19 protein-coding genes are annotated in these 24,567 nt (G+C 42.8%); 18 read left to right on the top strand and 1 reads right to left on the bottom strand.

Annotated features, from left to right (window positions below):
* Window positions 1-9 precede the first annotated feature (9 nt).
* From ACJ9PY_RS19325 to aceA, 9 genes are all read left to right on the top strand, one after another.
* Window positions 10-1,251 (top strand): NADP-dependent malic enzyme, encoded by a 1,242-nt coding sequence (locus ACJ9PY_RS19325; RefSeq protein ID WP_057276709.1) that lies wholly within the window; start codon window positions 10-12, stop codon window positions 1,249-1,251.
* 5 nt (window positions 1,252-1,256) lie between these two features.
* Window positions 1,257-1,886 (top strand): FadR/GntR family transcriptional regulator, encoded by a 630-nt coding sequence (locus ACJ9PY_RS19320; RefSeq protein ID WP_095679822.1) that lies wholly within the window; start codon window positions 1,257-1,259, stop codon window positions 1,884-1,886.
* A 90-nt stretch (window positions 1,887-1,976) separates the two neighbouring features.
* On the top strand, window positions 1,977-2,840 hold the full coding sequence (gene accD / locus ACJ9PY_RS19315) for an acetyl-CoA carboxylase, carboxyltransferase subunit beta (protein ID WP_034309130.1): 864 nt from the start codon (window positions 1,977-1,979) through the stop codon (window positions 2,838-2,840).
* Window positions 2,837-3,838 carry an acetyl-CoA carboxylase carboxyl transferase subunit alpha gene (gene accA / locus ACJ9PY_RS19310; RefSeq protein ID WP_034309128.1) on the top strand — a complete coding sequence of 334 codons (1,002 nt, stop codon included), beginning with the start codon at window positions 2,837-2,839 and terminating at the stop codon, window positions 3,836-3,838. The genes accD and accA overlap by 4 nt, the downstream gene beginning before the upstream one ends.
* Window positions 3,839-4,117: 279 nt before the next feature.
* Window positions 4,118-5,077, top strand: a complete 960-nt coding sequence (gene pfkA, locus ACJ9PY_RS19305; RefSeq protein ID WP_048681124.1) for a 6-phosphofructokinase — start codon at window positions 4,118-4,120, stop codon at window positions 5,075-5,077.
* Window positions 5,078-5,206: 129 nt separating this feature from the next.
* Window positions 5,207-6,967 (top strand): pyruvate kinase, encoded by a 1,761-nt coding sequence (pyk, locus tag ACJ9PY_RS19300; protein ID WP_057276708.1) that lies wholly within the window; start codon window positions 5,207-5,209, stop codon window positions 6,965-6,967.
* Window positions 6,968-7,048: 81 nt separating this feature from the next.
* A complete protein-coding gene (locus tag ACJ9PY_RS19295) occupies window positions 7,049-7,441 on the top strand; it encodes an FxsA family protein (protein WP_034309123.1) in 393 nt (130 codons plus the stop codon).
* Between the two features lie 352 nt (window positions 7,442-7,793).
* Window positions 7,794-9,386 (top strand): malate synthase A, encoded by a 1,593-nt coding sequence (aceB, locus tag ACJ9PY_RS19290; RefSeq protein ID WP_411738764.1) that lies wholly within the window; start codon window positions 7,794-7,796, stop codon window positions 9,384-9,386.
* 40 nt (window positions 9,387-9,426) lie between these two features.
* The gene (gene aceA, locus ACJ9PY_RS19285; RefSeq protein ID WP_034309118.1) at window positions 9,427-10,710 is read left to right on the top strand and encodes an isocitrate lyase; all 1,284 of its coding nucleotides are present in this window, start codon (window positions 9,427-9,429) and stop codon (window positions 10,708-10,710) included.
* 87 nt (window positions 10,711-10,797) lie between these two features.
* Here the strand turns inward: aceA and ytvI are convergent, their stop codons facing one another.
* Window positions 10,798-11,922, bottom strand: coding sequence for a sporulation integral membrane protein YtvI (gene ytvI, locus ACJ9PY_RS19280; RefSeq protein ID WP_411738763.1), 1,125 nt, complete (start codon window positions 11,920-11,922; stop codon window positions 10,798-10,800).
* 193 nt (window positions 11,923-12,115) lie between these two features.
* Between ytvI and ACJ9PY_RS19275 the strand changes: the two genes are divergently transcribed.
* The 9 genes from ACJ9PY_RS19275 to polA all read left to right on the top strand — a co-directional run bounded on the left by ACJ9PY_RS19275 (window position 12,116) and on the right by polA (window position 24,549).
* A complete protein-coding gene (locus ACJ9PY_RS19275; RefSeq protein WP_063575500.1) occupies window positions 12,116-12,577 on the top strand; it encodes a DUF441 domain-containing protein in 462 nt (153 codons plus the stop codon).
* A gap of 539 nt (window positions 12,578-13,116) precedes the next feature.
* Window positions 13,117-14,232, top strand: coding sequence for a citrate synthase (gene citZ / locus ACJ9PY_RS19270; RefSeq protein ID WP_411738762.1), 1,116 nt, complete (start codon window positions 13,117-13,119; stop codon window positions 14,230-14,232).
* Window positions 14,233-14,326: 94 nt separating this feature from the next.
* A complete protein-coding gene (gene icd, locus ACJ9PY_RS19265; protein ID WP_255256669.1) occupies window positions 14,327-15,643 on the top strand; it encodes an NADP-dependent isocitrate dehydrogenase in 1,317 nt (438 codons plus the stop codon).
* A 121-nt stretch (window positions 15,644-15,764) separates the two neighbouring features.
* Complete coding sequence (mdh, locus tag ACJ9PY_RS19260) at window positions 15,765-16,700, top strand: malate dehydrogenase (RefSeq protein ID WP_411738761.1); 936 nt, start codon at window positions 15,765-15,767, stop codon at window positions 16,698-16,700.
* Between the two features lie 243 nt (window positions 16,701-16,943).
* A complete protein-coding gene (locus ACJ9PY_RS19255) occupies window positions 16,944-17,663 on the top strand; it encodes a response regulator transcription factor (RefSeq protein ID WP_057276702.1) in 720 nt (239 codons plus the stop codon).
* Complete coding sequence (pnpS, locus tag ACJ9PY_RS19250) at window positions 17,660-19,438, top strand: two-component system histidine kinase PnpS (RefSeq protein WP_057276701.1); 1,779 nt, start codon at window positions 17,660-17,662, stop codon at window positions 19,436-19,438. The genes ACJ9PY_RS19255 and pnpS overlap by 4 nt, the downstream gene beginning before the upstream one ends.
* A 395-nt stretch (window positions 19,439-19,833) precedes the next feature.
* Window positions 19,834-20,868 carry an FtsH protease activity modulator HflK gene (hflK, locus tag ACJ9PY_RS19245; protein WP_057277068.1) on the top strand — a complete coding sequence of 345 codons (1,035 nt, stop codon included), beginning with the start codon at window positions 19,834-19,836 and terminating at the stop codon, window positions 20,866-20,868.
* Window positions 20,865-21,797 (top strand): protease modulator HflC, encoded by a 933-nt coding sequence (gene hflC / locus ACJ9PY_RS19240; protein WP_034309097.1) that lies wholly within the window; start codon window positions 20,865-20,867, stop codon window positions 21,795-21,797. Before hflK ends, hflC begins: the two co-directional genes overlap by 4 nt.
* Before the next feature lie 127 nt (window positions 21,798-21,924).
* Window positions 21,925-24,549 carry a DNA polymerase I gene (gene polA, locus ACJ9PY_RS19235; RefSeq protein ID WP_063575504.1) on the top strand — a complete coding sequence of 875 codons (2,625 nt, stop codon included), beginning with the start codon at window positions 21,925-21,927 and terminating at the stop codon, window positions 24,547-24,549.
* Window positions 24,550-24,567: the final 18 nt, after the last annotated feature.

The following is a 24,567-nucleotide window of genomic DNA, read 5'->3' as shown; positions in this document are numbered from 1 at the left end:
AGTGAAACTATGACATTAAGAGAAGAAGCATTACATATGCACCGCTTGAATCAAGGAAAATTAGAAACAGTTTCGAAAGTGCCGGTTAGGAACGCAGTAGATTTAAGCCTGGCTTATTCTCCTGGTGTCGCAGAACCGTGTAAAGATATTTACGATAAGCCGGAAACCGTTTATGACTATACAATGAAGGGGAATACGGTTGCCGTCATTTCTGATGGAACGGCTGTTTTGGGACTTGGAAACATCGGTCCGGAAGCTGCTATGCCGGTCATGGAAGGAAAAGCCGTTTTATTTAAAAGTTTCGCCGGAGTGGACGCTTTCCCGATTTGTTTAAAAACGACGGATGTGGACAAAATTGTAGAGACCGTTAAATTACTCGAACCGACTTTCGGTGGAGTGAACTTAGAAGACATAGCCGCACCAAATTGTTTTGAAATTGAAGAACGACTCAAAAAAGAAATGAATATTCCTGTTTTCCATGATGATCAGCACGGTACAGCCATTGTTACTGTTGCCGGTCTTGTGAACGCGTTACGACTGGTGAATAAATCAATGTCAGAAATTAAAGTGGTAGCGAATGGCGCAGGCGCTGCGGGCATTGCCATCATTAAATTGCTTTATAGCTATGGAGTTCGCGACATCATCATGTGTGATACGAAGGGTGCCATTTATGAGGGCCGTTCGACAGGTATGAATGATACAAAAGAACAAGTGGCGAAAGTGACCAATCGAAATAAGGTTTCAGGGCCTTTGGAATCTGTCATTGAAAACGCTGATGTATTTATAGGAGTTTCTGCCGCAGGTGCATTGACAAAAGAAATGGTTTCTTCGATGAATCGGGATGCAATCATTTTCGCGATGGCTAATCCAGATCCGGAAATCATGCCGGAAGATGCAAAAGCAGCGGGTGCCAAGGTTGTTGGAACTGGCCGTTCGGATTTCCCGAATCAGGTCAATAACGTCCTTGCTTTCCCAGGGATTTTCCGTGGGGCCTTGGATGTACGTGCGACTCATATCAATGAAAAAATGAAGGTTGCTGCAGTAAAAGCCATTGCTGGATTAATTCAGGAGCATGAGTTGAACGAGGACTACGTGATCCCTGCTCCATTTGATGCGAGGGTGGCACCTGCCGTTGCGGCTGCTGTTGCCAAGGCAGCGATGGAAACCGGAGTAGCTAGAATCAATGTAGATCCAGAGGAAATTAAAGAAAAAACAAAGAAATTAGCGATCATTGGAAAAAGTGAGGAATAATTAATTTGGCAGGTCGTACTTCTTCATCCAAAATTTATCTCGATGTCGTTGAGAGCCTACGTAGCATGATTGAAGCGGACAGCCTCCTGCCGGGAGATAAAATCCCATCAGAACGGGAGTTATCGGATCGTTTTAATGTTGGGCGTTCCTCTGTCCGTGAAGCATTGCGTGCCTTAGAGCTATTAGGCTTAATAGAAACAAGGCGTGGTGAAGGGACGTTTATTAGGGATTTCCAGGAGCATAAGCTAGTCGAGCTTCTGGGAACCTTTTTTTTGCAAGATAAAAAAGTACAAGAAGATTTGTCTGAGACGAAAAGGCTGATTGAAATAGACTGTTTGCGGATCGTCGCCTTTTTCGCTACGGCTGAGGACATCAAAAGATTAATGGCCTGGGTCAAAGCGGATATGTTTCATGATGATGATTTCTTTTTAAGAATTGCCATTTTGAATCGCAATCGATTGCTGGAAAGAATTTGGCGCATTGTCAACAGCTATGCTAGAACATCAGAGATGGTACAGGGTAATGTGAAAAAAGAAGACTATCTGGCACTTCTTACATATTTGCTCGAACGTGATGAAGAAAAAGCCATCGAAACGTATCTTATTAGAATTAGAAATATGTCGAAGGGCGAATGACACCTTTTTACACGATACTAATTTTATTTCTGATATAGTTTGTACCAAGTATCATAAAATAGATAATTGGTGGTAAAGGGAGGATTAAGCTTGCTTAAAGAGCTATTTGCGAAGTCTAAGAAGAAATATGCAACGGTTCCTTTAGATCGGGAGAAACAAGATGTACCAGAAGGAATCATGACAAAGTGCACCGGCTGTAAAAAAATCATGTATACAAAAGAATTGGTGAAAAACAAGAAAGTCTGTCTGCATTGCGGGTACCATCATCCGATGTCTTCCCATGAGCGCATCGAATTTTTATTCGACGCAGGCACTTTTAATGAATTTGATAAAGAAATGATTTCCGTTAACCCGCTTGATTTTCCGGATTACTTAGAAAAGCTGGAAAAAGATAGAAAGAAAGCCAAGATTAATGAGGCGGTTGTCACAGGAGTCGGAAGCATCAATGGCTACCAAGTTTCAACTGCCATCATGGATTCGAATTTCCGGATGGGAAGCATGGGATCCGTTGTTGGCGAAAAAATTACCCGTGCCATTGAACGTGCTGGTGAATTGAAGATTCCGTTCATCATATTTACGGCATCAGGCGGCGCCCGGATGCAGGAGGGTGTTTTGAGCTTGATGCAGATGGCAAAGACAAGTGCAGCACTCAAGATATTCAGCAATGAAGGCGGACTGATCATATCAATGATGACCCATCCTACCACAGGCGGGGTTTCGGCAAGTTTCGCGTCACTTGGCGATATTAATCTAGCCGAACCTGGAGCACTTATTGGTTTTGCGGGACGAAGAATCATTGAGCAGACGATTCGTGAAGAGCTTCCTGAAGATTTCCAAACGGCTGAATTCTTGTTGAAGCACGGTCAATTGGATGCGGTCGTCAAACGTACGGAAATGAAGGAAACCTTGACGACGATCCTTAAAATCCATGCCCCGGGCGGTGAGTGGTTATGATTTACGAATTAGAGTTCGAGCGTCCCATTACGGACCTGAGAAATAAAATTAAAGAGCTAAAAGCAATCTCGAAGGATGCTGATGTAGACCTTACAGCAGAAATCGAGACATTGGAAAAGCGTTTAGAGAAGCTGGAAGTGGATATCTACAACCATCTTAAACCGTGGGATCGTGTTCAGATTGCCCGGCATCCAGCCCGTCCGACGACGCTTGATTACATTCCGCTGTTATTCAATGACTTCATCGAGTTTCATGGAGATCGTTATTATGGGGATGATGAAGCGATTGTTTCTGGAATCGCAGAATTCAATGGACTTGCCGTGACTGTCATCGGTCATCAACGCGGGAAGGATACGAAGGAAAACATCCGTCGTAACTTCGGCATGCCCCATCCTGAAGGCTATCGAAAAGCTTTGCGTCTGATGAAACAGGCTGAAAAATTCAACAGGCCGATTATTTGTTTCATTGATACGAAGGGAGCTTTCCCTGGTAAAGCTGCTGAAGAGCGCGGGCAAAGTGAAGCCATTGCGAAAAACCTTTTCGAAATGGCAGGGCTGAAGGTGCCGGTCATCAGTATTGTCATTGGTGAAGGCGGAAGCGGCGGTGCATTGGCGCTTGGCGTCGGAGACCGAATTTTCATGCTTGAGAACTCAACATATTCCGTGATTTCCCCTGAAGGGGCTGCAGCCTTGCTGTGGAAGGATGCCTCTCAGGCTAAGAGGGCTGCGGAAACGATGAAAATCACGGCTCCCGACTTAAACCGCTTAGGAGTCATCGATGAGATCATTCCTGAAGTGAGGGGCGGCGCCCATCGGGATTCGAATTTACAGGCAGAAGCCATCAAGGAAATCCTGAAACGTTCATTCAATGAACTGTTGCCATTGAATAGTGATGATCTAATCAACCAGCGTTATATGAAATTCAAGAAAATCGGTGAATATGAATTTGCAAAACAACAACCTGAGGGCGAACCTAAGGAAGTGGAACAGCATTCATAAACACATTTTGGAAAAGGAAAAACGTGCTGCCTGGGGCAACACGTTTTTTCATCCTTTCATTCGTGCATATGTATTCATTACCGAAACGAGTAAAGAATATGGTTTGTGTGTAGAATGTAAAGTTTCACACCATTTTACTTCAATTTCTGAAGAGAATCGGTTAGGCTTATAACATCAAGTATGCATAAGTGAAACAGTTACTGCTTATTGAAGCTTGAAAAAGGGTACAATGATATAGCGAAGCTTAAAATTGATTAGTGCTGTAGAGAGGTGACATTTATGAAAAGAATAGGTGTATTGACAAGTGGAGGAGATTCTCCAGGAATGAATGCGGCAGTCCGAGCAGTTGTCCGGAAAGCAATTTTTCATGAAATGGAGGTCTTCGGTATTTATCATGGCTATCAGGGTCTGATAAATGGCAATATAAAAAAGCTTGAACTTGGGTCGGTCGGGGATATCATTCATAGAGGCGGCACGATGTTACATACGGCTCGCTGTCCGGAATTTAAGACGGAGGAAGGCCAGCTTAAAGCGATTGAACAATTGAATAAACATGGTATCGAGGGCATTGTCATAATTGGTGGCGATGGTTCTTACCGCGGGGCGAGAGCTTTAACGGAAAGGGGTTTCCCTTGTATCGGGGTTCCTGGAACGATTGATAATGACATACCGGGCACGGACTTTACGATTGGTTTCGATACGGCCCTGAATACAGTCATCGATGCTATCGATAAAATTCGGGATACGGCCACTTCTCATGAGAGGACTTATGTGGTTGAAGTGATGGGAAGAGATGCCGGCGATATTGCGCTTTGGGCTGGATTGGCTGGCGGAGCTGAAACGATTCTTTGTCCTGAATATGAATATGAAATAGATGATTTAATTGGAAAGCTGAACCGCGGACATGACCGAGGGAAAAAGCACAGTATCATCATTGTAGCCGAAGGTGTTGGAAGTGCCGTTGATATCTCCAGGAGTATTGAGGCGAAAGCAGGAATTGAAACTCGTGTAACGGTCCTGGGCCATGTTCAGCGCGGGGGATCTCCCTCTGCAAATGACCGGGTATTGGCAAGCCGTCTTGGGGCAAGAGCCGTTGAATTGCTTCTAGAAGGAAAAGGGGGCAGGGCAGTCGGGATCGAACAAAATCAACTTGTTGATTATGATATCATCGAAGCTCTTGCTAAACCGCATACAATTGACAAGAAAATGTATGAATTATCCGCTGAGCTATCCATTTAATCATTTTTGTTGACCGATAGGAATCGCTTTTTAGTAATGGGTATTTAAAAGAAGACATAAAACACTGCGCCCCCTGTCTTCATGTAGTGGACAGGCGGCGAGTAGTTTTCCTTAAAGGAGGATGACACTATGCGTAAAACCAAGATTGTTTGTACGATTGGCCCCGCAAGTGAAAGTATAGAAAAGCTGGTTCAATTAATAGAGGCGGGAATGAATGTAGCACGGCTTAACTTTTCTCATGGAAATCATGAAGAACACGCAGCTAGAATCCGCAATATAAGAGAAGCGAGCGAAAAAACGGGTAAACAGGTTGCCATCCTGTTGGACACAAAAGGACCTGAAATACGGACAAATAATATGGAAAATGATTCTATGGAGCTTATAGCCGGCAACGAAGTCATTATTTCCATGAATGAAGTCCTGGGAACACCTGAAAAATTCTCCATTACCTATGAAGGGCTTCTGCATGATGTTCACCCAGGATCTAAAATCCTTTTGGATGATGGATTGATCGGGCTTGAAGTGTTGAAGATTGATGAGGTCAGAAAAGAAATCCATACGAAAATCTTGAATAGCGGTACACTTAAGAACAAAAAAGGCGTCAATGTTCCAGGAGTTTCGGTTAACCTGCCTGGCATAACGGAGAAAGACGAACAGGATATCCTTTTTGGGATCGAACAGGGTATCGATTTCATTGCTGCCTCATTTGTACGCAGGGCTTCCGACGTGCTTGAAGTAAGTGAATTATTGCAGCAAAATGGTGCGGAACATATTCAAATCATCCCTAAAATCGAAAATCAAGAGGGCGTGGACCGTCTTGATGAGATCTTGGAAGTTTCAGATGGCTTGATGGTGGCACGTGGAGACTTGGGAGTGGAAATTCCTGCAGAAGAAGTGCCATTAGTCCAAAAACAAATGATCAAAAAATGTAATAATGCCGGGAAACCAGTCATAACGGCTACACAAATGCTCGATTCGATGCAGCGTAATCCAAGGCCGACCCGTGCAGAAGCAAGTGACGTGGCCAATGCCATATTTGATGGAACGGATGCCATCATGCTTTCTGGCGAAACAGCTGCTGGAACCTATCCTGTCGAAGCGGTGCAAACGATGCATAACATTGCTTCGCGTGCTGAAACTGCCCTTGATTATCGGGATATATTATCAGTCAGAAGCAAAGTGAACCGTCATAATGTCACGGATGCCATTGGTCAATCCGTTGCCCACACCGCGCTTAATCTTAATGCAGGGGCAATCATCACCCCTACAGAAAGCGGTCATACGGCAAGGATGATTTCCAAATATCGCCCTAAAGCACCGATCATTGCGGTTACATCCAATGATCATGTTACAAGAGGGCTTGCATTGGTTTGGGGAGTCTATCCGCAGATTGGTCCAAAAGCAACGACTACCGATGAAATGCTTCAAACCGCAATAGATGAAAGCCTGCATTCCGGCTTAGTTTCCCATGGGGATTTAGTCGTCATTACAGCCGGTGTGCCTGTAGGTGAAACAGGTACGACTAACTTGATGAAAATTCATGTGTTAGGAGAGGTTCTTTTGAAGGCTCAAGGAATCGGCAGGAAATCGGCTAAAGGTGAAGTGGTTATCGCTAAGAATGCCAAGGAAGCTTTGGAAAAAGTGAAGGAAGGCTCTGTATTGGTTACGATCGGTTCTGACCGCGAAATGATGCCGGCAATTGAAAAGTGTGCGGCATTGATTACGGAAGAAGGCGGTTTGACAAGCCATGCAGCTGTTGTGGGAGTCACATTGGGCATACCGGTAATCGTTGGGGCGGAGGACGCGACCAAGGTTTTCACGGATGGTCAAAGAATAACGGTCGATGCAGGTCGTGGAGTCATTTATGATGGACATGCAAACGTTCTGTAAAACGAAATTTTGGCTGATTCCTTGCCAATGAGGTAAGATGGATGTACCGCACCAGAAATGGGCTGTGCAGGAGGAATGAAGATGAAATACTTTTTAATGTTTATCATTGCGATGCCGGTCGTTGAAATTATTGTCCTTTTGCTGTCAGGTAATCTGATTGGTTTTTGGCCAACGCTGTTCCTGATTGTAGCCACAGGTTTGATCGGAGCTTATTTGGCTAAACGGCAAGGGATGGAGACGTGGAAAAAGGCACAGGAACAGATTCGTTACGGAATGATGCCAGGAAATGAAATCATTGATGGAATCTGTATCTTTATCGGAGCTGCACTGTTGCTGTCCCCTGGGCTCATCTCGGATATCATGGGATTGATCCTTGTGTTTCCGCCAACCCGGAATCTCCTCAAACCGATTGTTATCCGGTTTATCATGAACAGGATGAATAAAGGGAAAGTTACCATCATTCGGCATAAATAATATAAGGCTGTCTAAAGGCGTAAGCTTTTAGGCAGCCTTTTTGGTCTTTGAAAAAGGTCCGCAACAACATCCCGGTTTTTTATGGGGTGCTTTTTTGCTTTACAAATGGCTCCCTGTTTCACCATTGAATGATGATATCCACGAGAATGAAATGTGTATCATAACAGGATTGTTAAATGATTAACTCTTGGAAACATTGGTAAATAAGGCTTTTCCATGCTAAAAAATCTTTTTTTAGATTTTTTAGAAAAAACTGGTGACAAATTTATACAACGTGTTATATAATACAAACAGGAAATAAAACATCTGTATTATAACATAAAAAGAGTTGGAAAGGGTGTGGAGAGGCAACATGATTACGGAAGCAAAAGGCTTACAGATTACAGGCAACATTAAGCCAGGATATGAACAAATACTTACAGCGGAAGCTCTTCAATTCATCGAAAGAATGGAACGGCATTTCAGTGGAAGAAGGGCAGAACTTCTAGAACGGCGGAAAAGCGTTCAGGAAGAACTGAATCAAGGCATGCTTCCTGATTTCCTTGAAGAAACGAAGCATATTCGTGAAAGTGATTGGACGATTGCGCCCCTCCCGAATGATTTGCAGGATCGCAGGGTTGAAATCACTGGACCTGTTGATCGTAAAATGATCATAAATGCCATGAACTCAGGTGCCAATGTATTCATGGCGGACTTTGAAGATGCCAATTCACCCACTTGGGAGAATTGCATCGATGGCCAATTGAATCTGCGCGATGCAATCCGCGGAACCATTTCATTTAAAAATCCAAATGGCAAAGTGTATGAATTAAATGAAAGAACAGCTGTGCTAAAGGTAAGGCCACGCGGCTGGCATTTGGAGGAAAAACATGTCCTTTTGGATGGACAGCCTATATCAGCCAGCATTTTTGACTTTGGACTGTACTTTTACCACAACGCAAAAGCATTGATCGAAAAACAAAGCGGTCCATACTTTTACTTACCGAAAATGGAAAGCCATCTCGAAGCAAGATTATGGAATGAAATATTCGTATATGCACAGAACGATTTGAGAATCCCTCAAGGAACCATCAAGGCAACGGTCTTGATAGAAACAATTCTTGCTGCATTCGAAATGGACGAAATTCTGTACGAGCTGAAAGAACATTCGGCAGGCCTGAACTGTGGCCGCTGGGATTATATCTTTAGTTTCCTGAAAAAATTCCGTAACTCGGATGATGTCATTTTCCCAGATCGGCAGCAGGTCACGATGACCGTCCCGAACATGAGGGCGTATTCCTTACTGGCGATCAAAACATGTCACAGCCGTAATGCTCCTGCAATTGGCGGGATGGCCGCACAAATTCCCGTTAAAAATGACCCGGTTAAGAACGATGAGGCTTTTGCGAAAGTTAAGGCAGATAAAGAACGCGAAGCAAGAGACGGTCATGATGGAACATGGGTTGCCCACCCAGGTATGGTAAGCACGGCAAAAGAGGTTTTTGACCTGCTCGTCCCAAAACCGAATCAAATTTTCCGGAAACGGGAAGATGTCCATGTAACGGCACAGGAGTTGCTGGCTGTACCGGAAGGAACGATCACAGAGGCAGGCTTAAGGACGAATATTAATGTAGGCATCCAATATATCGCCTCATGGTTAAGCGGCAGAGGTGCGGCACCTATCAATAACTTAATGGAAGATGCTGCAACCGCTGAAATTTCAAGGGCTCAAGTCTGGCAATGGATCCGTCATCCAAAAGGCATTCTCGAAGATGGCAGGAAAATAACCGAGGAATTATTCCATCAAATCAAAGAAGAAGAATTGGCGGTCATTAAATCGGAAGTAGGGGAAGAAACTTTCAAATCAGGAAAGTTTGAAGAGTCTACTAAACTATTTGAACAATTGATTGAAGCGGATGACTTTGCAGATTTCTTAACTAACGCGGCATACGGAAAATTATCTTAATATTCAAAAAAATATGATATGATTTTAGGAGGAAATAATGATGATGAATGAGAGAGCGCAAAAATTACAACAAAGCTGGGAAAATGACTCACGGTGGACTGGTATTAAACGTCCTTATACGGCCGAGGAAGTCATTAAACTGAGAGGTTCCATCGATATTGAACAAACATTGGCACGCCGCGGTTCCGAAAAACTATGGAATCTATTAAAAACAGAGGATTTCATCAATGCATTAGGAGCATTGACCGGTAACCAAGCCATGCAGCAGGTGAAAGCTGGTTTAAAAGCAATCTACTTAAGCGGCTGGCAAGTGGCGGCAGATGCTAACATCGCAGGGCAAATGTACCCTGACCAAAGTTTATATCCAGCCAATTCCGTGCCGCAAGTCGTTAAACGCATTAATCAGACACTTCAGCGTGCAGACCAAATCAGCTTTGCTGAAGGGAAAAATGATATCGATTGGTTCGCTCCAATCGTGGCGGATGCTGAAGCAGGTTTTGGCGGTTCCCTTAACGTCTTTGAATTAATGAAAGGCATGATCGAAGCTGGAGCGGCTGGCGTTCACTTCGAAGACCAGCTTTCTTCCGAGAAAAAATGCGGTCACCTAGGCGGTAAAGTCCTTCTTCCTACCCAAACGGCAGTACGTAATTTAGTTTCCGCCCGATTGGCAGCAGATGTAATGGGTACACCGACCATCTTGATTGCCCGTACGGATGCTGATGCTGCAGATTTGATCACGGATGATATTGATCCGGTCGATGCACCATTCATCACTGGTGAAAGGACTCCAGAAGGATTCTACCGCACGAATGCAGGTCTTGACCAAGCAATTGCAAGAGGCCTTGCTTATGCGCCATATGCCGACCTTATCTGGTGTGAGACTTCTGAACCTAATCTAGCGGATGCTCGCCGCTTTGCCGAGGCCATCCATGCAGAGTTCCCAGGTAAATTGCTTGCTTACAATTGTTCCCCATCATTTAACTGGAAAGCGAAATTAAGTGATGAAGAGATTGCCAATTATCAAGTGGAATTGGGTAAATTGGGTTATAAATTCCAATTCGTTACACTTGCAGGCTTCCATTCATTGAATCATAGCATGTTCAACCTTGCTCTTGGTTATAAAGAACGCGGCATGGCTGCATACTCTGAGCTTCAACAAGCGGAATTCGCTAGTGAGCCGGATGGCTATACAGCAACACGCCATCAGCGTGAAGTGGGAACGGGTTACTTTGATGAAGTGGCACAAGTCGTTTCTGGTGGAACATCATCCACAACAGCACTTGCAGGTTCTACTGAAACAGAACAATTCGAGACGTCGAAATAATTCTAGTTTAAAACCAAAAATCCGCCTTGTACCCGAGGCGGATTTTTAAGTGGAAAAGAGTGAATGCTAATGGATGTCTGGATTACCTTAAGTGGTTTTCTTTGTATCCCCGATGATGAAAGTCCATATGGCCTTGAAGACATTGGCACGCTGAAGTGTATTGAATATGACAAGTACGACAGGGCCTGCAATCAAACCTAGGAAACCGATCAATTTGAATCCGATGAACAAGGCGATGAGAGTGGCAAGCGGATCCAAACCAATACTGGATGAAAGTACTTTTGGCTCTATTAGCTGACGCTGGACAACGACGATTATGTAAAGGACGGACAAACCGATTGCGAGACTTGTATTCCCGGCAATGAATTCAAAGATGATCCAAGGAATGAAAATCGTACCTGTCCCCAAATAGGGAATGATATCGACCAGTCCGCATATCAGGGCAATGGTAATTGAATAATTCACCCCTAAAATGAGAAATCCGATTAAAATCGTGACAGTCGTCAATGAAACAAGAGTGAATTGTGCCCGGATGAACCCGAATAAAGCCCGTTTTAAATCCCTGAATAAACGCTTTGCTCCCGCAAAAATCTTATCAGGCAACACTTTTCCGGTCATGCGGCCGAAGGTATCCCAATCTTTGCTGATGAAGAATGTGCCAAGCAAAGTAAAAAGGAGTGCCGTTGCTGTAGTTGGAAACCATCCGATGATTGTGGGGATGTTCTTCAAGAAGGCTTGAATGAAGCCGCTTACTCCCGTCGTGATGGATTCACCGATATTTTGGATATTCTTGAGGATTGTGTCTTGCTGTTCGGTATCCAAATTATTGAACATGGCAGCTATTTGATTATATAAAGGAATGACGGAGGTAGCGATGTATGTTTCTATATAATCCACGATGGTTTCAATGTGTTTCGGGATGACTCCGGCAAGGTAATTGGTCCCTGAAATGATCTCGGTGACCAGTAAGGTGATAAGACCCGCAAATAAAAGGAAAATGAGTAAAAGGGAAACGAATACAGCCAACCCCCGTGGCAGCCGCCCTTTCCTTTCGAAAAAAATGACCAGGGGATTCATCAAGAAAGCGATGATCATGGCAATGATGAATGGATATGTATATTTAGATAAATAAAACAAGGCAATTCCACCTAATATTATCCCTCCGACGACCAGTAAAGAACGAATGAAACGATACATATATACCGGATTCAAGTCATATCCTCCTTCAACCATTAAGTTTGTATTATAATTGTAACGATGATGGAAAAGAAAGGAAAGATTCTTTCATCTTTCGTTTTGAATTTTTTCTGCAGATGCATCGTTCCTTAAATCATTTTTCTCTCATGAACAAGGGAGTTTGTTATGTTAAAATAACAAAAAACAGAAGGAAGAAGGTGAAGGGATAATGATCAACGGTCCTGTCGTATTTTTAATTCTGCTTGCTGCAATCGGTTGGTTTGGGAAAAATACCTCACTGATCATGGCCGCGGGTTTTCTTTTAAGCATGAAACTGATTGGCCTTGACGCTAAAGTGTTTCCATACCTGGAAGCGAAAGGAATCAACCTGGGTGTCACGATCATCACGATCTCCGTACTCATTCCCATAGCAAACGGGGCGATTGGTTTCAAGGAACTAGGAGACGCGATAAAATCCCCTTATGCCTGGATTGCACTTGCATCCGGTATAGCCGTTGCACTCATAGCAAAAAATGGGATTACACTGCTGTCGCATGATCCGCACATTACCACCGCTCTTGTATTTGGGACGATTCTTGCGGTCGCCTTATTCAAAGGTGTGGCTGTCGGACCGTTAATCGGGGCAGGAATTGCTTATTTAAGCATGCAGATCTTTAATTTTTTTAAATGAAGCGAGAGGCTAAGGGGAGAAAAGCCCGTCAGTACTGGAAATATAAATTTTCTATTTAATGTTTCGTTTATTCTGCTTTGGGACATTTTTTTTGAAAAAAACGATTTTAAACGCATGAATAAAGCAAGAGAATATGGAGCTAATTTTTCTAATAAAATAATAATTTTTTCACATTTTAAGTGCTTTTCATTCCCAAAAAAGTGTTTATTGTTTATAATAATCATGTAACTGCTCTGATTTATTAAAATTGGGATTCAGAATATCATTGATATTTTTGAGGAATCTTAAAAAAAGATGTAGTTATTGAGCAAGCGCTCACTAGGAATAGCTACAAGCATTATTTTTAGAATTTCTTATTAAAGATTATCGTACATTTTACTATTGTTGGGGTCATATTCTGTGAACGCTTCCAATACAAGATGTATGTCTTCTGCTAAAAAATAGATGGTTGTTTACAATAGCTAATTTCTTGGAAGCGCTACATTTATACGCTAATAGCAAGGGCATAGGGGAATATCTAGGAAAAGGAGAGATTTAGTATGACAGCAACAAAAGGTCTTGAAGGTGTGGTAGCAACAACTTCATCAGTAAGCTCCATTATCGATGACACATTAACGTATGTAGGTTATGACATCGATGATTTGGCTACGAACGCAACATTCGAGGAAGTAATCTATCTTTTATGGCACGGAGCTCTTCCGAACAAAAGCCAACTAGAAGAATTAACTAAACAACTTGCTGAAAATGCTGAAATTCCAGCTGAAGTGGTTAATCACTTCAAAACATACCCAATTGATAAAGTACATCCAATGGGAGCTCTTCGCACCGCAGTATCCCTTCTTGGTCTTTATGATGAAGAAGCAGATGTAATGAGTGACGAAGCTAACTATCGTAAAGCAATCCGCATCCAAGCAAAAATCCCTACATTGGTAACAACTTTCGCTCGCGTCCGTCAAGGGAAAGAAGCTGTTGCTCCACGTACAGATTTAAGCTTTGCTGCTAACTTCTTATATATGTTAAGCGGTAATGAACCAACGGCAATAGAAGAAGAAGCATTCAACAAAGCATTGGTTCTTCATGCTGACCATGAATTAAACGCTTCTACATTCACTGCACGCGTTTGTGTGGCTACATTAGCTGATATCTATTCTGGTGTAACTGCTGCCATCGGCGCTTTAAAAGGCCCACTTCACGGCGGAGCTAACGAACAAGTCATGAAAATGCTTACGGAAATTGGTTCAGTTGATAACGTTGAGCCATATATCAACGAAAAATTAGCCAATAAAGAAAAAATCATGGGCTTTGGCCACCGTGTATACCGTAAAGGTGATCCTCGTGCTAAACACCTTAAAGAAATGTCACAAAAACTGACTGAACTTACTGGGCAACCTCAATATTATGATATGTCCATCAAAATTCATGAAATCGTAACCGGTCAAAAGAATCTTCCGCCGAACGTGGATTTCTATTCTGCTTCCGTATACCACAGTTTAGGCATCGAGCATGACCTATTTACACCAATCTTTGCTGTAAGCCGTGCTTCAGGCTGGATCGCTCATATCCTTGAGCAATATTCAAACAACCGCCTTATCCGTCCGCGTGCAGAGTATGTTGGACCAGGTATGCAAAAATATGTACCGATTGAAAACCGCTAATTAAAAGTTTTTTCGAAAATCATTTTTTATTTCATCGAATTTGTAGTAAATTAATAGATGTGAGTAAAAAAGGTTAGTGGTTCTGCTTTATTTAATGGCAGGCCATCTAACCTTTGAATTTGAATCGGAGGTAAGAGACATGACACAAAGCCAAAAAATCACAGTTACTAACGGTGTTCTTAACGTACCAAACAACCCAATCGTTCCTTATATTGAGGGAGACGGAATCGGTCCTGATATCTGGGCTGCAGCATCCCGCGTTTTAGACGCAGCAGTTGAAAAAGCTTACAATGGCGAAAAGAAAATCGAATGGAAAGAAGTTTTAGCTGGACAAAAAGCATTTGACCAAACGGGCGAATGGCTTCCACAAGAAACTCTTGATGTCATTAACGAATATCTAATCGCTATTAAAGGACCTCTTACAACTCCAATCGGTGGCGGTATCCGCTCATTGAACGTTGCATTGCGTCAAGTATTGGACTTATTCGTATGTCTTCGTCCAGTACGTTACTTTGATGGTGTACCTTCACCAGTTAAACGTCCAGAAGACACTGACATGGTCATCTTCCGTGAAAACACTGAAGACATCTATGCTGGTATCGAATATGCAAAAGGTTCTGACGAAGCTAAGAAATTAATCGAATTCCTTCAAAATGAATTCGGTGTTCAAAAAATTCGTTTCCCTGAAACTTCAGGTATCGGAATTAAACCGATTTCTGAAGAAGGTACAAAACGTCTTGTTCGCGCTGCACTTAACTATGCGATCAAAGAAGGCCGTAAATCATTAACGCTTGTTCATAAAGGTAACATCATGAAATTCACTGAAGGTGCATTCAAAACTTGGGGTTATGAAGTTGCTGAACAAGAATTCGCCGATAAAGTGTTCACATGGAACCAATATGACAAAATTAAAGATGCTGAAGGCACTGAAGCTGCTAACAAAGCACAATCTGCTGCTGAAGCTGAAGGCAAAATCATCGTTAAAGATTCCATTGCCGATATCTTCTTACAACAAATCCTGACTCGTCCTAAAGAGTTTGATGTTGTTGCAACAATGAACTTGAACGGAGATTACATTTCTGATGCATTAGCTGCACAAGTTGGCGGAATCGGTATCGCTCCAGGAGCAAACATCAACTACGAAACTGGACATGCCATCTTCGAAGCAACTCACGGAACGGCTCCTAAATATGCTGGTCTTGATAAAGTTAACCCATCTTCAGTTCTTCTTTCAGGCGTTCTTTTACTTGAGCACCTTGGTTGGAACGAAGCTGCAAACAGCATCACTAAATCAGTGGAACAAACAATCGCTTCTAAAGTTGTTACATACGACTTTGCCCGCCTAATGGATGGTGCAACGGAAGTTAAATGTTCTGAGTTCGCTGACGAGCTTATCAAAAACCTTAAATAATTCATTATATGCTTTCTGGAAAAGTGCCTGAACGGGCTGCTTTTCCAGGAGGCTTATATATATTTTCAGAGGATGTTAAAAGTATTCCAAAAGTATTTATATATTTTAAGGAGGAAATAACATGTCTAAACGTAAAAAAATCACAGTTGTAGGTGCTGGATTCACTGGTGCTACAGCAGCATTCCTGGCAGCTCAAAAAGAGCTTGGTGATATCGTTTTAGTTGATATTCCGCAAGCTGAAAACCCTACAAAAGGTAAAGCCCTTGATATGGCGGAAGCAGGACCTGTTCTAGGTTTCGATGCTAACATCATCGGTACATCCGACTATGTAGAAACTGCTGATTCCGACGTGGTGATCATCACTGCCGGAATTGCCCGTAAGCCCGGCATGAGCCGTGACGACTTAGTTCAAACTAACCAAAAAGTTATGAAATCAGTAACTAAAGAAGTCGTTAAATATTCCCCTAATACAACAATCATCGTTTTGACTAACCCTGTAGATGCAATGACTTATACTGTATACAAAGAATCCGGTTTCCCTAAAGAACGCGTTATCGGACAATCAGGTGTTCTTGATACAGCTCGTTTCCGCACTTTCGTGGCTCAAGAATTAAACTTATCCGTTAAAGATGTAACTGGATTCGTACTTGGCGGACACGGAGACGATATGGTTCCTCTAGTGCGTTACTCTTATGCAGGCGGAATACCTTTGGAAAAATTGATCCCTCAAGATCGTTTAGAAGCAATAGTGGCTCGTACCCGCACTGGCGGCGGGGAAATCGTAAACCTTCTAGGAAACGGAAGCGCCTATTATGCACCGGCTGCATCCCTGGTGGAAATGGCTGAAGCGATCCTTAAAGATCAACGTCGCGTTCTTCCGTCAATCGCCTACCTCGAAGGTGAATACGGATTTGAAGGCATCTACCTTGGCGTGCCGACTGTACTTGGTGCAAACGGCATTGAACAAATCATCGAACTTGATTTGACTGAAGGCGAAAAAGCGGCACTTTCAAAATCTGTTGAATCAGTTAAAGCAGTCATGCAAATCCTTCAATAAAAGATCATAATCGGACTGCCCGGATAATTGGAAGAAAAGGCCAAGGCGCCTTATTCCGACTCCGGGCAGTTTTTTAATCCGTTCAAAAGAACACTGGAACGTATAATCCACCTGCTGAAGATAGGAATAACTTTATTTCCGTTTTTTTTATGTGTAAATTTCATATAATATTCTTTATAATGGAATTGGATGAGTAGACCAAGAAATTGGTCTTTTGGGTAATACATAATTCAGGAGGATCTAATGTCAAAGAAAATTCTCGTAGTCGATGATGAGCAATCAATAGTTACCTTACTTCAGTACAATTTAGAACAATCAGGTTATACGGTGATCACAGCTTTGGATGGAGAACAAGGGCTGGAGGCTGCCGTGGATATACGACCCGATTTAGTGGTATTGGATTTGATGCTGCCTAAAATGGACGGGCTTGAAGTATGTAAGCAGCTTCGCCAGCAAAAAATCAATATACCGATCTTGATGCTGACAGCTAAGGACGATGAATTTGACAAGGTGCTGGGACTGGAACTGGGGGCGGATGATTACTTGACCAAGCCATTTAGTCCCAGGGAGGTAGTGGCCCGGATTAAAGCCATTTTAAGAAGATCCCAGTTGCAATCGAACGGAAGTGAATCAAGTCAGGATCAAGAAGAGGGTCTCCTGAAATTAGGGGAATTGAAAGTGTTCCCGGAACGATACGAAGCATTCTTTGATGAACAGCAATTAGAATTGACTCCAAAGGAATTTGAATTACTTTTATATTTGGCGAAGAATAAAGGAAGAGTGCTGACCAGGGATCAACTTCTCAGTGCGGTATGGAATTATGATTTCGCGGGAGATTCACGGATCGTCGATGTCCATATAAGCCATCTTCGTGAAAAAATAGAGAAAGATACAAAAAAACCACTCTATATTAAAACGATAAGGGGCTTGGGGTATAAGCTTGAGGAGCCTAAAAAAGAATGACGACCTATCGTAAAAAGCTCTTATATACCCTCATCACATTGGTGATGGTCGTCCTGATGGCCGTGGGCTTTTTATTAGGGCACTTGTTCAAAAGTTATTATATTAAAACGTTCAATGAGCGTATACAGAACGAAACATTTTTCATTTCTACATATATTAAGGAGCATGGCGGGATCGAGTCCTTTTTGGAAAAAGGGAAGACGGCAAAACTGACACCCCTTTTAGATTCTAATTTAACCATTCTTTCCACGAGTGGGGAAATATTATACGATTCGACATCATCCAATGAAATACTTAAAAGCCATGCCAATGTCCTTCGCAAAATAACTTTGGAAAAAGGGCTTAAGAATGGGGAAGGGTATGAAGTGGTCGAAGGCGAATCGGACCTCCATTATTATTGGAAGACGGTTGAAAAGGACGGCGAGATCGAAGGCTTTGTCGTCCATAGCAATGAAATAGAGGCCATCCATCAAGTGAATAAACAAATGTGGCAAATATTGATCATTTGTTTAGGGGTTGCCTTGATCATCATCCTGATGCTTGCGAGTAAAATCACTTCATATTATACCCGTCCGATCGAAGAGGCGACGATGGCAGCCATTGAACTGGCAAAAGGGAATTACGGAACCCGGACATTCGGGAGGCATTCCGATGAAACGGGAATGCTGACAACTTCCTTGAACATATTGGCGAGGAATCTTCAGGAAACAGAGATAGCGAGGGAAATGAATCAGGATCGTTTGGAAACTCTTGTTGAGAATATCGGTAGCGGGGTCTTGCTGATAGACAGTAAAGGGTATACGACCTTGATCAACCGGGAATTCAAGAAAAGCTTCCGTGTGAACGCCGCCACGTTTTTGTTTCAGGAATATTATTCGGTCATTAAAGACCAGGAAGTGATAGCCATCATCGAAGAAATCTTTCGAACGGAAAAAACGATAAAACGGCAGGTGAAGATACCGCTTGCCATAGAACGAAAGCATTTTGAGATTTACGGCGCTCCAATAATCGGGAATCATGACGAATGGAAGGGGATCCTCCTCATTTTCCATGATATCACCGAATTGAAAAGGCTCGAGCAGATGCGGAAGGATTTCGTGGCCAATGTGTCCCATGAATTGAGGACTCCGATCACTTCCATTAAAGGCTTCTCTGAAACATTGTTAGATGGAGCCTTAAAAGATGAAAAGACCTTAAAGCACTTTTTATCGATTATCTTGAAAGAAAGTGACCGGCTGCAAGAACTCATTCAGGAGCTGCTGAATTTATCCAAAATGGAGCAGCAGGAATTCGTTTTAAACGCAGGGGTCGTGGATATTACGAAAGTGCTTGGCGAAATACAAGAGATGCTTATAGGCAAGCTGAGGGAAAAAGAAGTATCCCTTGAAATTAAAACATCCCCGGAACCAGTTTTCATTGAAGGGGAATCTGACAGGATCAAACAGGTTTTCATCAATTTGATTACGAACGCATTGACCTATACACCAAATGGCGGCAGGGTCACCGTTGACATCATTGAAAATGAACAGACCGTCGATATTACAGTTCAAGACAACGGGATCGGCATCGAAGAAAAAGAACTGCCAAGGATCTTTGAACGGTTCTACCGGATCGATAAGGCGAGGAGCCGCGATTCAGGAGGAACGGGCATTGGACTGGCAATCGTCAAGCATATAATAGAAGTCCATAAAGGTAAAATCAACGTGGAAAGCACACCTGGAACAGGGACGACTTTTACAGTCACTTTAAATAAAAGCTTAAAAGGGAAAATGTAGCGGGCATTTTATTTACATGTCCTTTACAATTCCTTAAAACGGACTTCATAATGCAGGGGTACAATGGTTGTACAACCCCTCATCCAAGGAGTTAAACATTGACAGAGACATAGTCTCTGTTTGATTATTTTGTAGTTCAACCAAAATTTTAAAACAAGATGATTGGAACAGGTAGACAAAACTCCTGTAGGAATAGCGTCTAAGTTGCAATCAACGTTCAAATCGTACAAACCTTACACCTTAGGCAGAGACATGGTCTCTGTCTTTTAATTTTGGCTATATTCCCCGGATACCATTCATCTATCCTATTTTTCTGGGAAAATATTTGATTTTTATGAAACTTTAGGCCCTTTCTTGCGTAAATAAGATATAACTGCAAAGAAGGGGTGATACATATCGTTAGCTTAAAAAGGATATATACAATTACAGGACTTGTCTTTCTTATTTTAATTTTGGGTGTAGTGGCGATATCGACCTGGTACACGGTTGATGAATCCGATCAAGCTGTCATAATGACGTTTGGTAAAGTGGAGGAGACGATAACGGAACCAGGACTTCACTTTAAACTGCCTTGGCCGATTCAATCGGTCGAGAAATTATCCAAAGAAACATTCAGTCTTAAATTTGGATATAAGGAAGAGGATGGAGAGGTGAAGGATTACCCGAGTGAGACCAAAATGATTACGGGTGATGAAAATATTGTGCTGGCAGACCTAGTTGTTCAGTGGAAAATCACCGACCCTCCAAAATATCTATACAATGCAGAAGATCCAGAAAAAATATTATACGATACGACTTCAGCTGCATTACGGAGCATAATCGGCAGCACGAAAATCGATGATGCCCTTACATCTGGTAAAGCGCAAATCGAAGCGGATGTACGCGATTTATTGTCACAGCTAATGGAGAAGTATGATGTTGGGATTTCCATATCTGCGGTTAAACTCCAGGACGTGGAGTTACCGAATGAAGAAGTGCGGAAAGCATTTACCAATGTAACGGATGCCCGTGAAACGGCGAATACGAAAATTAACGAAGCGGATAAATATGAAAATAAGCGTATGAATGAAGCGGAAGGGGAAAAAGATGCCATCATTTCACAGGCCAATGGGGATAAAGCTGCCCGTACGGAAGCTGCCCGCGGGGATGTAGCGGTCTTTGAAAAATTACTCAGTGAGTATAAAGGCAATAAGGGGATTACGAAGGACCGTCTAATTATTGAGACCCTTGAGGAAGTATTGCCGAATGCTGAGATTTATATTATGAATGATGATGGAAACACAATGAAGTACTTGCCGCTTCGCTCGCTTGAAAAGGAGGAAACGAAAAAAACTCCTGCCACTGATGAAGCCGCCATACCTGAAGAAGAAACGAAAAAAGGGAATGCATCGGAAGAAAAAGCGACAGGGGAAGGGGGCACTAAACAATGAGTGGAAAAATAATAGATTTCTCTGAGTTGAAAAAAGGGGATTTTCATTGGAGGGGCTATGTGAGAATCGGCATTTTCCTGATTATTTTCATCGCGCTGCTGCTAATCATCTTCACCAATGTCTATATCGTCAAAGAGGGCGAATACAAGGTCGTCCGCCAATTCGGTGAGGTGGTAAGGATCGATAAGACTCCGGGATTGAAGGCGAAGGTGCCATTCATTCAGAGTATCATGACCTTACCGAAGTATCAGATGACTTCCGATGTTTCCGAAGCGGAAATCAATACGAAAGATAAAAAACGGATGCTGATCGATAACTATGCAGTTTGGAGAATAGAAGATCCGAAGAAATTGATTACAAATGCAAGGACACTTGAGAATGCCGAAACGAAAATGGAAGAGTTCATCTATTCGGCAGTTCGTTCAGAGCTGGGCCAGCTGAATTATGATGAAATCATCAATGATGAGAAGTCATCCAGGGGAAGTTTAAACGACCGCATAACCGAAAAAGTCAACGATTTGCTGCAAAAGGACAGTTATGGAATCAGCTTGACGGATGTCCGGATCAAGCGGACTGACCTGCCTTCCGAAAACGAAGCATCCGTCTTCAAGAGGATGATTTCCGAGCGGGAATCGAAAGCGCAAGAATACCTGTCCAAAGGTGATGCGAAGAAAAACCGTATCATTGCGGATACCGATCGGAAAGTGAAGGAACTGCTTTCTACTGCGGAGGCTGATGCAGAAGTGATCAGGGCAGAAGGGGAAGGGGAAGCAGCGAAAATCTATAATAAATCGTTTTCCAAAGACCCCGAATTCTATAAACTATACCGGACTCTTGAATCCTACAAGAAAACGATTGGAGATCAAACGGTCATCGTTCTGCCTTCTGATTCCCCTTATGCCAGCTTGTTGATGGGAAATACTAAATAACCTTGATGCCGTCATTTTTCTTTCCGCTTCTACTCATGGTAGAATAGAGAAGGAAAATGAACGGCTTTTTGCGTTTTTATATAGAAGCTATAACTACATAAACCTGTATGACTGGAGGAAGACGGATTTGGATAAAAAGCTAGTGCTCATAGATGGAAACAGCATTGCATACCGTGCGTTTTTTGCGCTTCCGCTCTTGAATAATGATAAGGGGGTCCATACGAATTCCGTGTACGGATTCACCATGATGCTCAACCGCATTCTTGAAGAAGAAAAGCCAACGCACATACTTGTGGCATTCGATGCGGGTAAAACGACATTCAGGCATGCATCATTTAAAGAATATAAGGGGGGGCGCCAAAAAACGCCGCCAGAATTATCCGAGCAATTCCCTTTCATTCGGGAGCTGCTTGATTGTTTTCAAATAAAAAGGTATGAACTGGAGAACTACGAAGCCGATGATATTATCGGTACGCTGTCTTTACAAGCGGAAAAAGATGGTTTTGAAGTGAAGGTCATTTCCGGTGATAAGGACTTAACGCAATTATCCTCCCCTAGTACGACAGTTTCCATCACGAAAAAGGGGATTACTGAAATTGAGGAATACACTCCAAAGCATATACATGAAAAATACGGTCTATCCCCTTTGCAAATCATTGATTTAAAAGGGCTGATGGGAGATGCCTCCGACAATATCCCCGGTATTCCGGGTGTTGGTGAAAAGACTGCCCTTAAATTATTGCATCAATTTGAAACGGTTGAAAACCTTCTGCAGTCGATTGATGAGGTAAGCGGACAAAAATTGAAAGAGAAAATTGAAGAACATAAAGACCTGGCCTTATTAAGCAAAGAGCTGGCTACGATAACGAGGGAAGCGCCGCTTGAAGTTTCCGTTAACGAGACCGAGTATACTGGCATGGATCAGGATCGGGTCATCTCATTCTATAAGGAGCTTGGTTTTTCGACTTTACTCGATAAATTGGATGTAACGGAAAGCGCACCGCTTGAACAGGAGAAGATAGAGGTACACACTGCTGAAATGACAGAAGGAATGTTTGCAGATGAAAGTGCCTTGTATGTTGAAATTTTAGAAGATAATTATCATCGAGCCGACATAATAGGGATTGCCATCAGTAATGAACAAGGTCATTTTTACTTCAATGGAGAGGATGCTCTGAGTTCCGATGCATTTAAATCCTGGGCAGAGGATGAAACAAAAAAGAAAACGGTTTTCGATGCGAAGCGTACGGTCGTGGCACTGCGTCATCGGGGAGTCGAAATAAAAGGCATCGATTTTGATGTGTTTTTGGCATCCTATATCCTTGATCCGGCAGAGTCAGTGGACGAAGTCGCAGAAATCACGAAAACCCAAGGTACTATCCGGCTTGAAACAGATGATGTTTTTTATGGAAAAGGTGCAAAACGCAAAATACCTGAGGAAGCGGAATTGAGGGAGCATATCGCCAGAAAATCGAAGGCGATCTTTTCTCTGAAAGAACCGATGATAGATAAGCTGCAAGAGTTCGAGCAGTATCACCTATTTACGGAACTGGAGCTGCCCTTGTCGATCATCCTGGCAAATATGGAATGGCAGGGAATCAAGGTGGACATAGGCCGACTGAAAAACATGGGACAGGAATTAGCCATTCGCTTAAGAAATATCGAAGCGCGAATTTTCGAATTGGCTGGAGAGGCGTTCAATATCAATTCACCTAAACAGCTTGGGGCCATCCTGTTTGAAAAGTTGGAGCTTCCGGTCATGAAGAAAACCAAAACAGGTTATTCGACTTCAGCCGATGTGCTGGAAAAACTGGAGAGCAAGCATGATATCGTTAAGGAAATACTGCTGTATCGCCAGCTTGGTAAGCTGCAATCCACTTACATTGAAGGATTGCTTAAAGTGGTCAATGGCAAAACGGACAAGGTGCACACCCGGTTCAACCAAGCATTGACCCAGACCGGCCGGTTAAGTTCTACAGATCCCAATCTCCAGAATATCCCGATCAGACTGGAAGAAGGAAGGAAAATCAGGCAGGCCTTCATTCCTTCCGAAAAGGATTGGATCATTTTTGCTGCCGACTACTCCCAGATCGAATTACGTGTCCTGGCGCATATCGCCAATGACAGCGGATTGGTGGAAGCATTCCAGGCCGGGATGGACATCCATACAAGGACAGCCATGGACGTATTCCATGTATCGGCAGATCAAGTCACCTCGAACATGAGGCGCCATGCCAAAGCGGTCAACTTCGGAATCGTTTATGGTATAAGTGATTACGGACTATCGCAAAGTCTTGGAATCACGAGAAAAGAAGCTGGAGAGTTCATCGAGAAGTATTTACGAAGCTTTCCAGGTGTTCAGGAATATATGGAAGAAAGCATACATGAGGCCCGTCAAAAAGGATATAGCACGACTCTGATGCAAAGAAGGCGATATATACCTGAGATAACAAGCAGGAATTTCAACATCAGGAGTTTTGCAGAACGGACAGCGATGAACACGCCGATTCAAGGCAGTGCCGCTGATATCATCAAGCTTGCCATGATCAACATGAATAAACGCCTGAAAAAGGAGGGGCTCAAAACGAGAATGCTTCTACAGGTTCATGATGAATTGATTTTTGAAACCCCTCCTGAGGAACTCGAAATCCTTAAAGTGATCGTTCCGGAGGAAATGGAAAATGCCATTGAATTGAACGTGCCCCTTAAAGTGGATTATGCTTTCGGGCCAACATGGTTTGATGCCAAATAATAAAAGATAGGTGATTGC

Origin of the sequence: Peribacillus sp. S4 (assembly GCF_046715815.1) — a bacterium.
In the GTDB taxonomy this organism is placed as follows: domain Bacteria; phylum Bacillota; class Bacilli; order Bacillales; family DSM-1321; genus Peribacillus; species Peribacillus frigoritolerans.
Note: the sequence above shows the minus strand (reverse complement) of the source record. Positions and strands in the feature narration are given on the sequence as shown.

Bases quoted from the DNA above. Each gene is read 5' to 3' on its own strand.
- ACJ9PY_RS19325 (WP_057276709.1), top strand. From the start codon at position 10: ATGACATTAAGAGAAGAAGCATTACATATGCACCGCTTGAATCAAGGA.
- accA (WP_034309128.1), top strand. From the start codon at position 2,837: ATGATTTACGAATTAGAGTTCGAGCGTCCCATTACGGACCTGAGAAAT.
- pfkA (WP_048681124.1), top strand. From the start codon at position 4,118: ATGAAAAGAATAGGTGTATTGACAAGTGGAGGAGATTCTCCAGGAATG.
- pyk (WP_057276708.1), top strand. From the start codon at position 5,207: ATGCGTAAAACCAAGATTGTTTGTACGATTGGCCCCGCAAGTGAAAGT.
- ACJ9PY_RS19295 (WP_034309123.1), top strand. From the start codon at position 7,049: ATGAAATACTTTTTAATGTTTATCATTGCGATGCCGGTCGTTGAAATT.
- aceB (WP_411738764.1), top strand. From the start codon at position 7,794: ATGATTACGGAAGCAAAAGGCTTACAGATTACAGGCAACATTAAGCCA.
- aceA (WP_034309118.1), top strand. From the start codon at position 9,427: ATGATGAATGAGAGAGCGCAAAAATTACAACAAAGCTGGGAAAATGAC.
- ACJ9PY_RS19275 (WP_063575500.1), top strand. From the start codon at position 12,116: ATGATCAACGGTCCTGTCGTATTTTTAATTCTGCTTGCTGCAATCGGT.
- citZ (WP_411738762.1), top strand. From the start codon at position 13,117: ATGACAGCAACAAAAGGTCTTGAAGGTGTGGTAGCAACAACTTCATCA.
- icd (WP_255256669.1), top strand. From the start codon at position 14,327: ATGGCAGGCCATCTAACCTTTGAATTTGAATCGGAGGTAAGAGACATG.
- mdh (WP_411738761.1), top strand. From the start codon at position 15,765: ATGTCTAAACGTAAAAAAATCACAGTTGTAGGTGCTGGATTCACTGGT.
- ACJ9PY_RS19255 (WP_057276702.1), top strand. From the start codon at position 16,944: ATGTCAAAGAAAATTCTCGTAGTCGATGATGAGCAATCAATAGTTACC.
- pnpS (WP_057276701.1), top strand. From the start codon at position 17,660: ATGACGACCTATCGTAAAAAGCTCTTATATACCCTCATCACATTGGTG.
- hflC (WP_034309097.1), top strand. From the start codon at position 20,865: ATGAGTGGAAAAATAATAGATTTCTCTGAGTTGAAAAAAGGGGATTTT.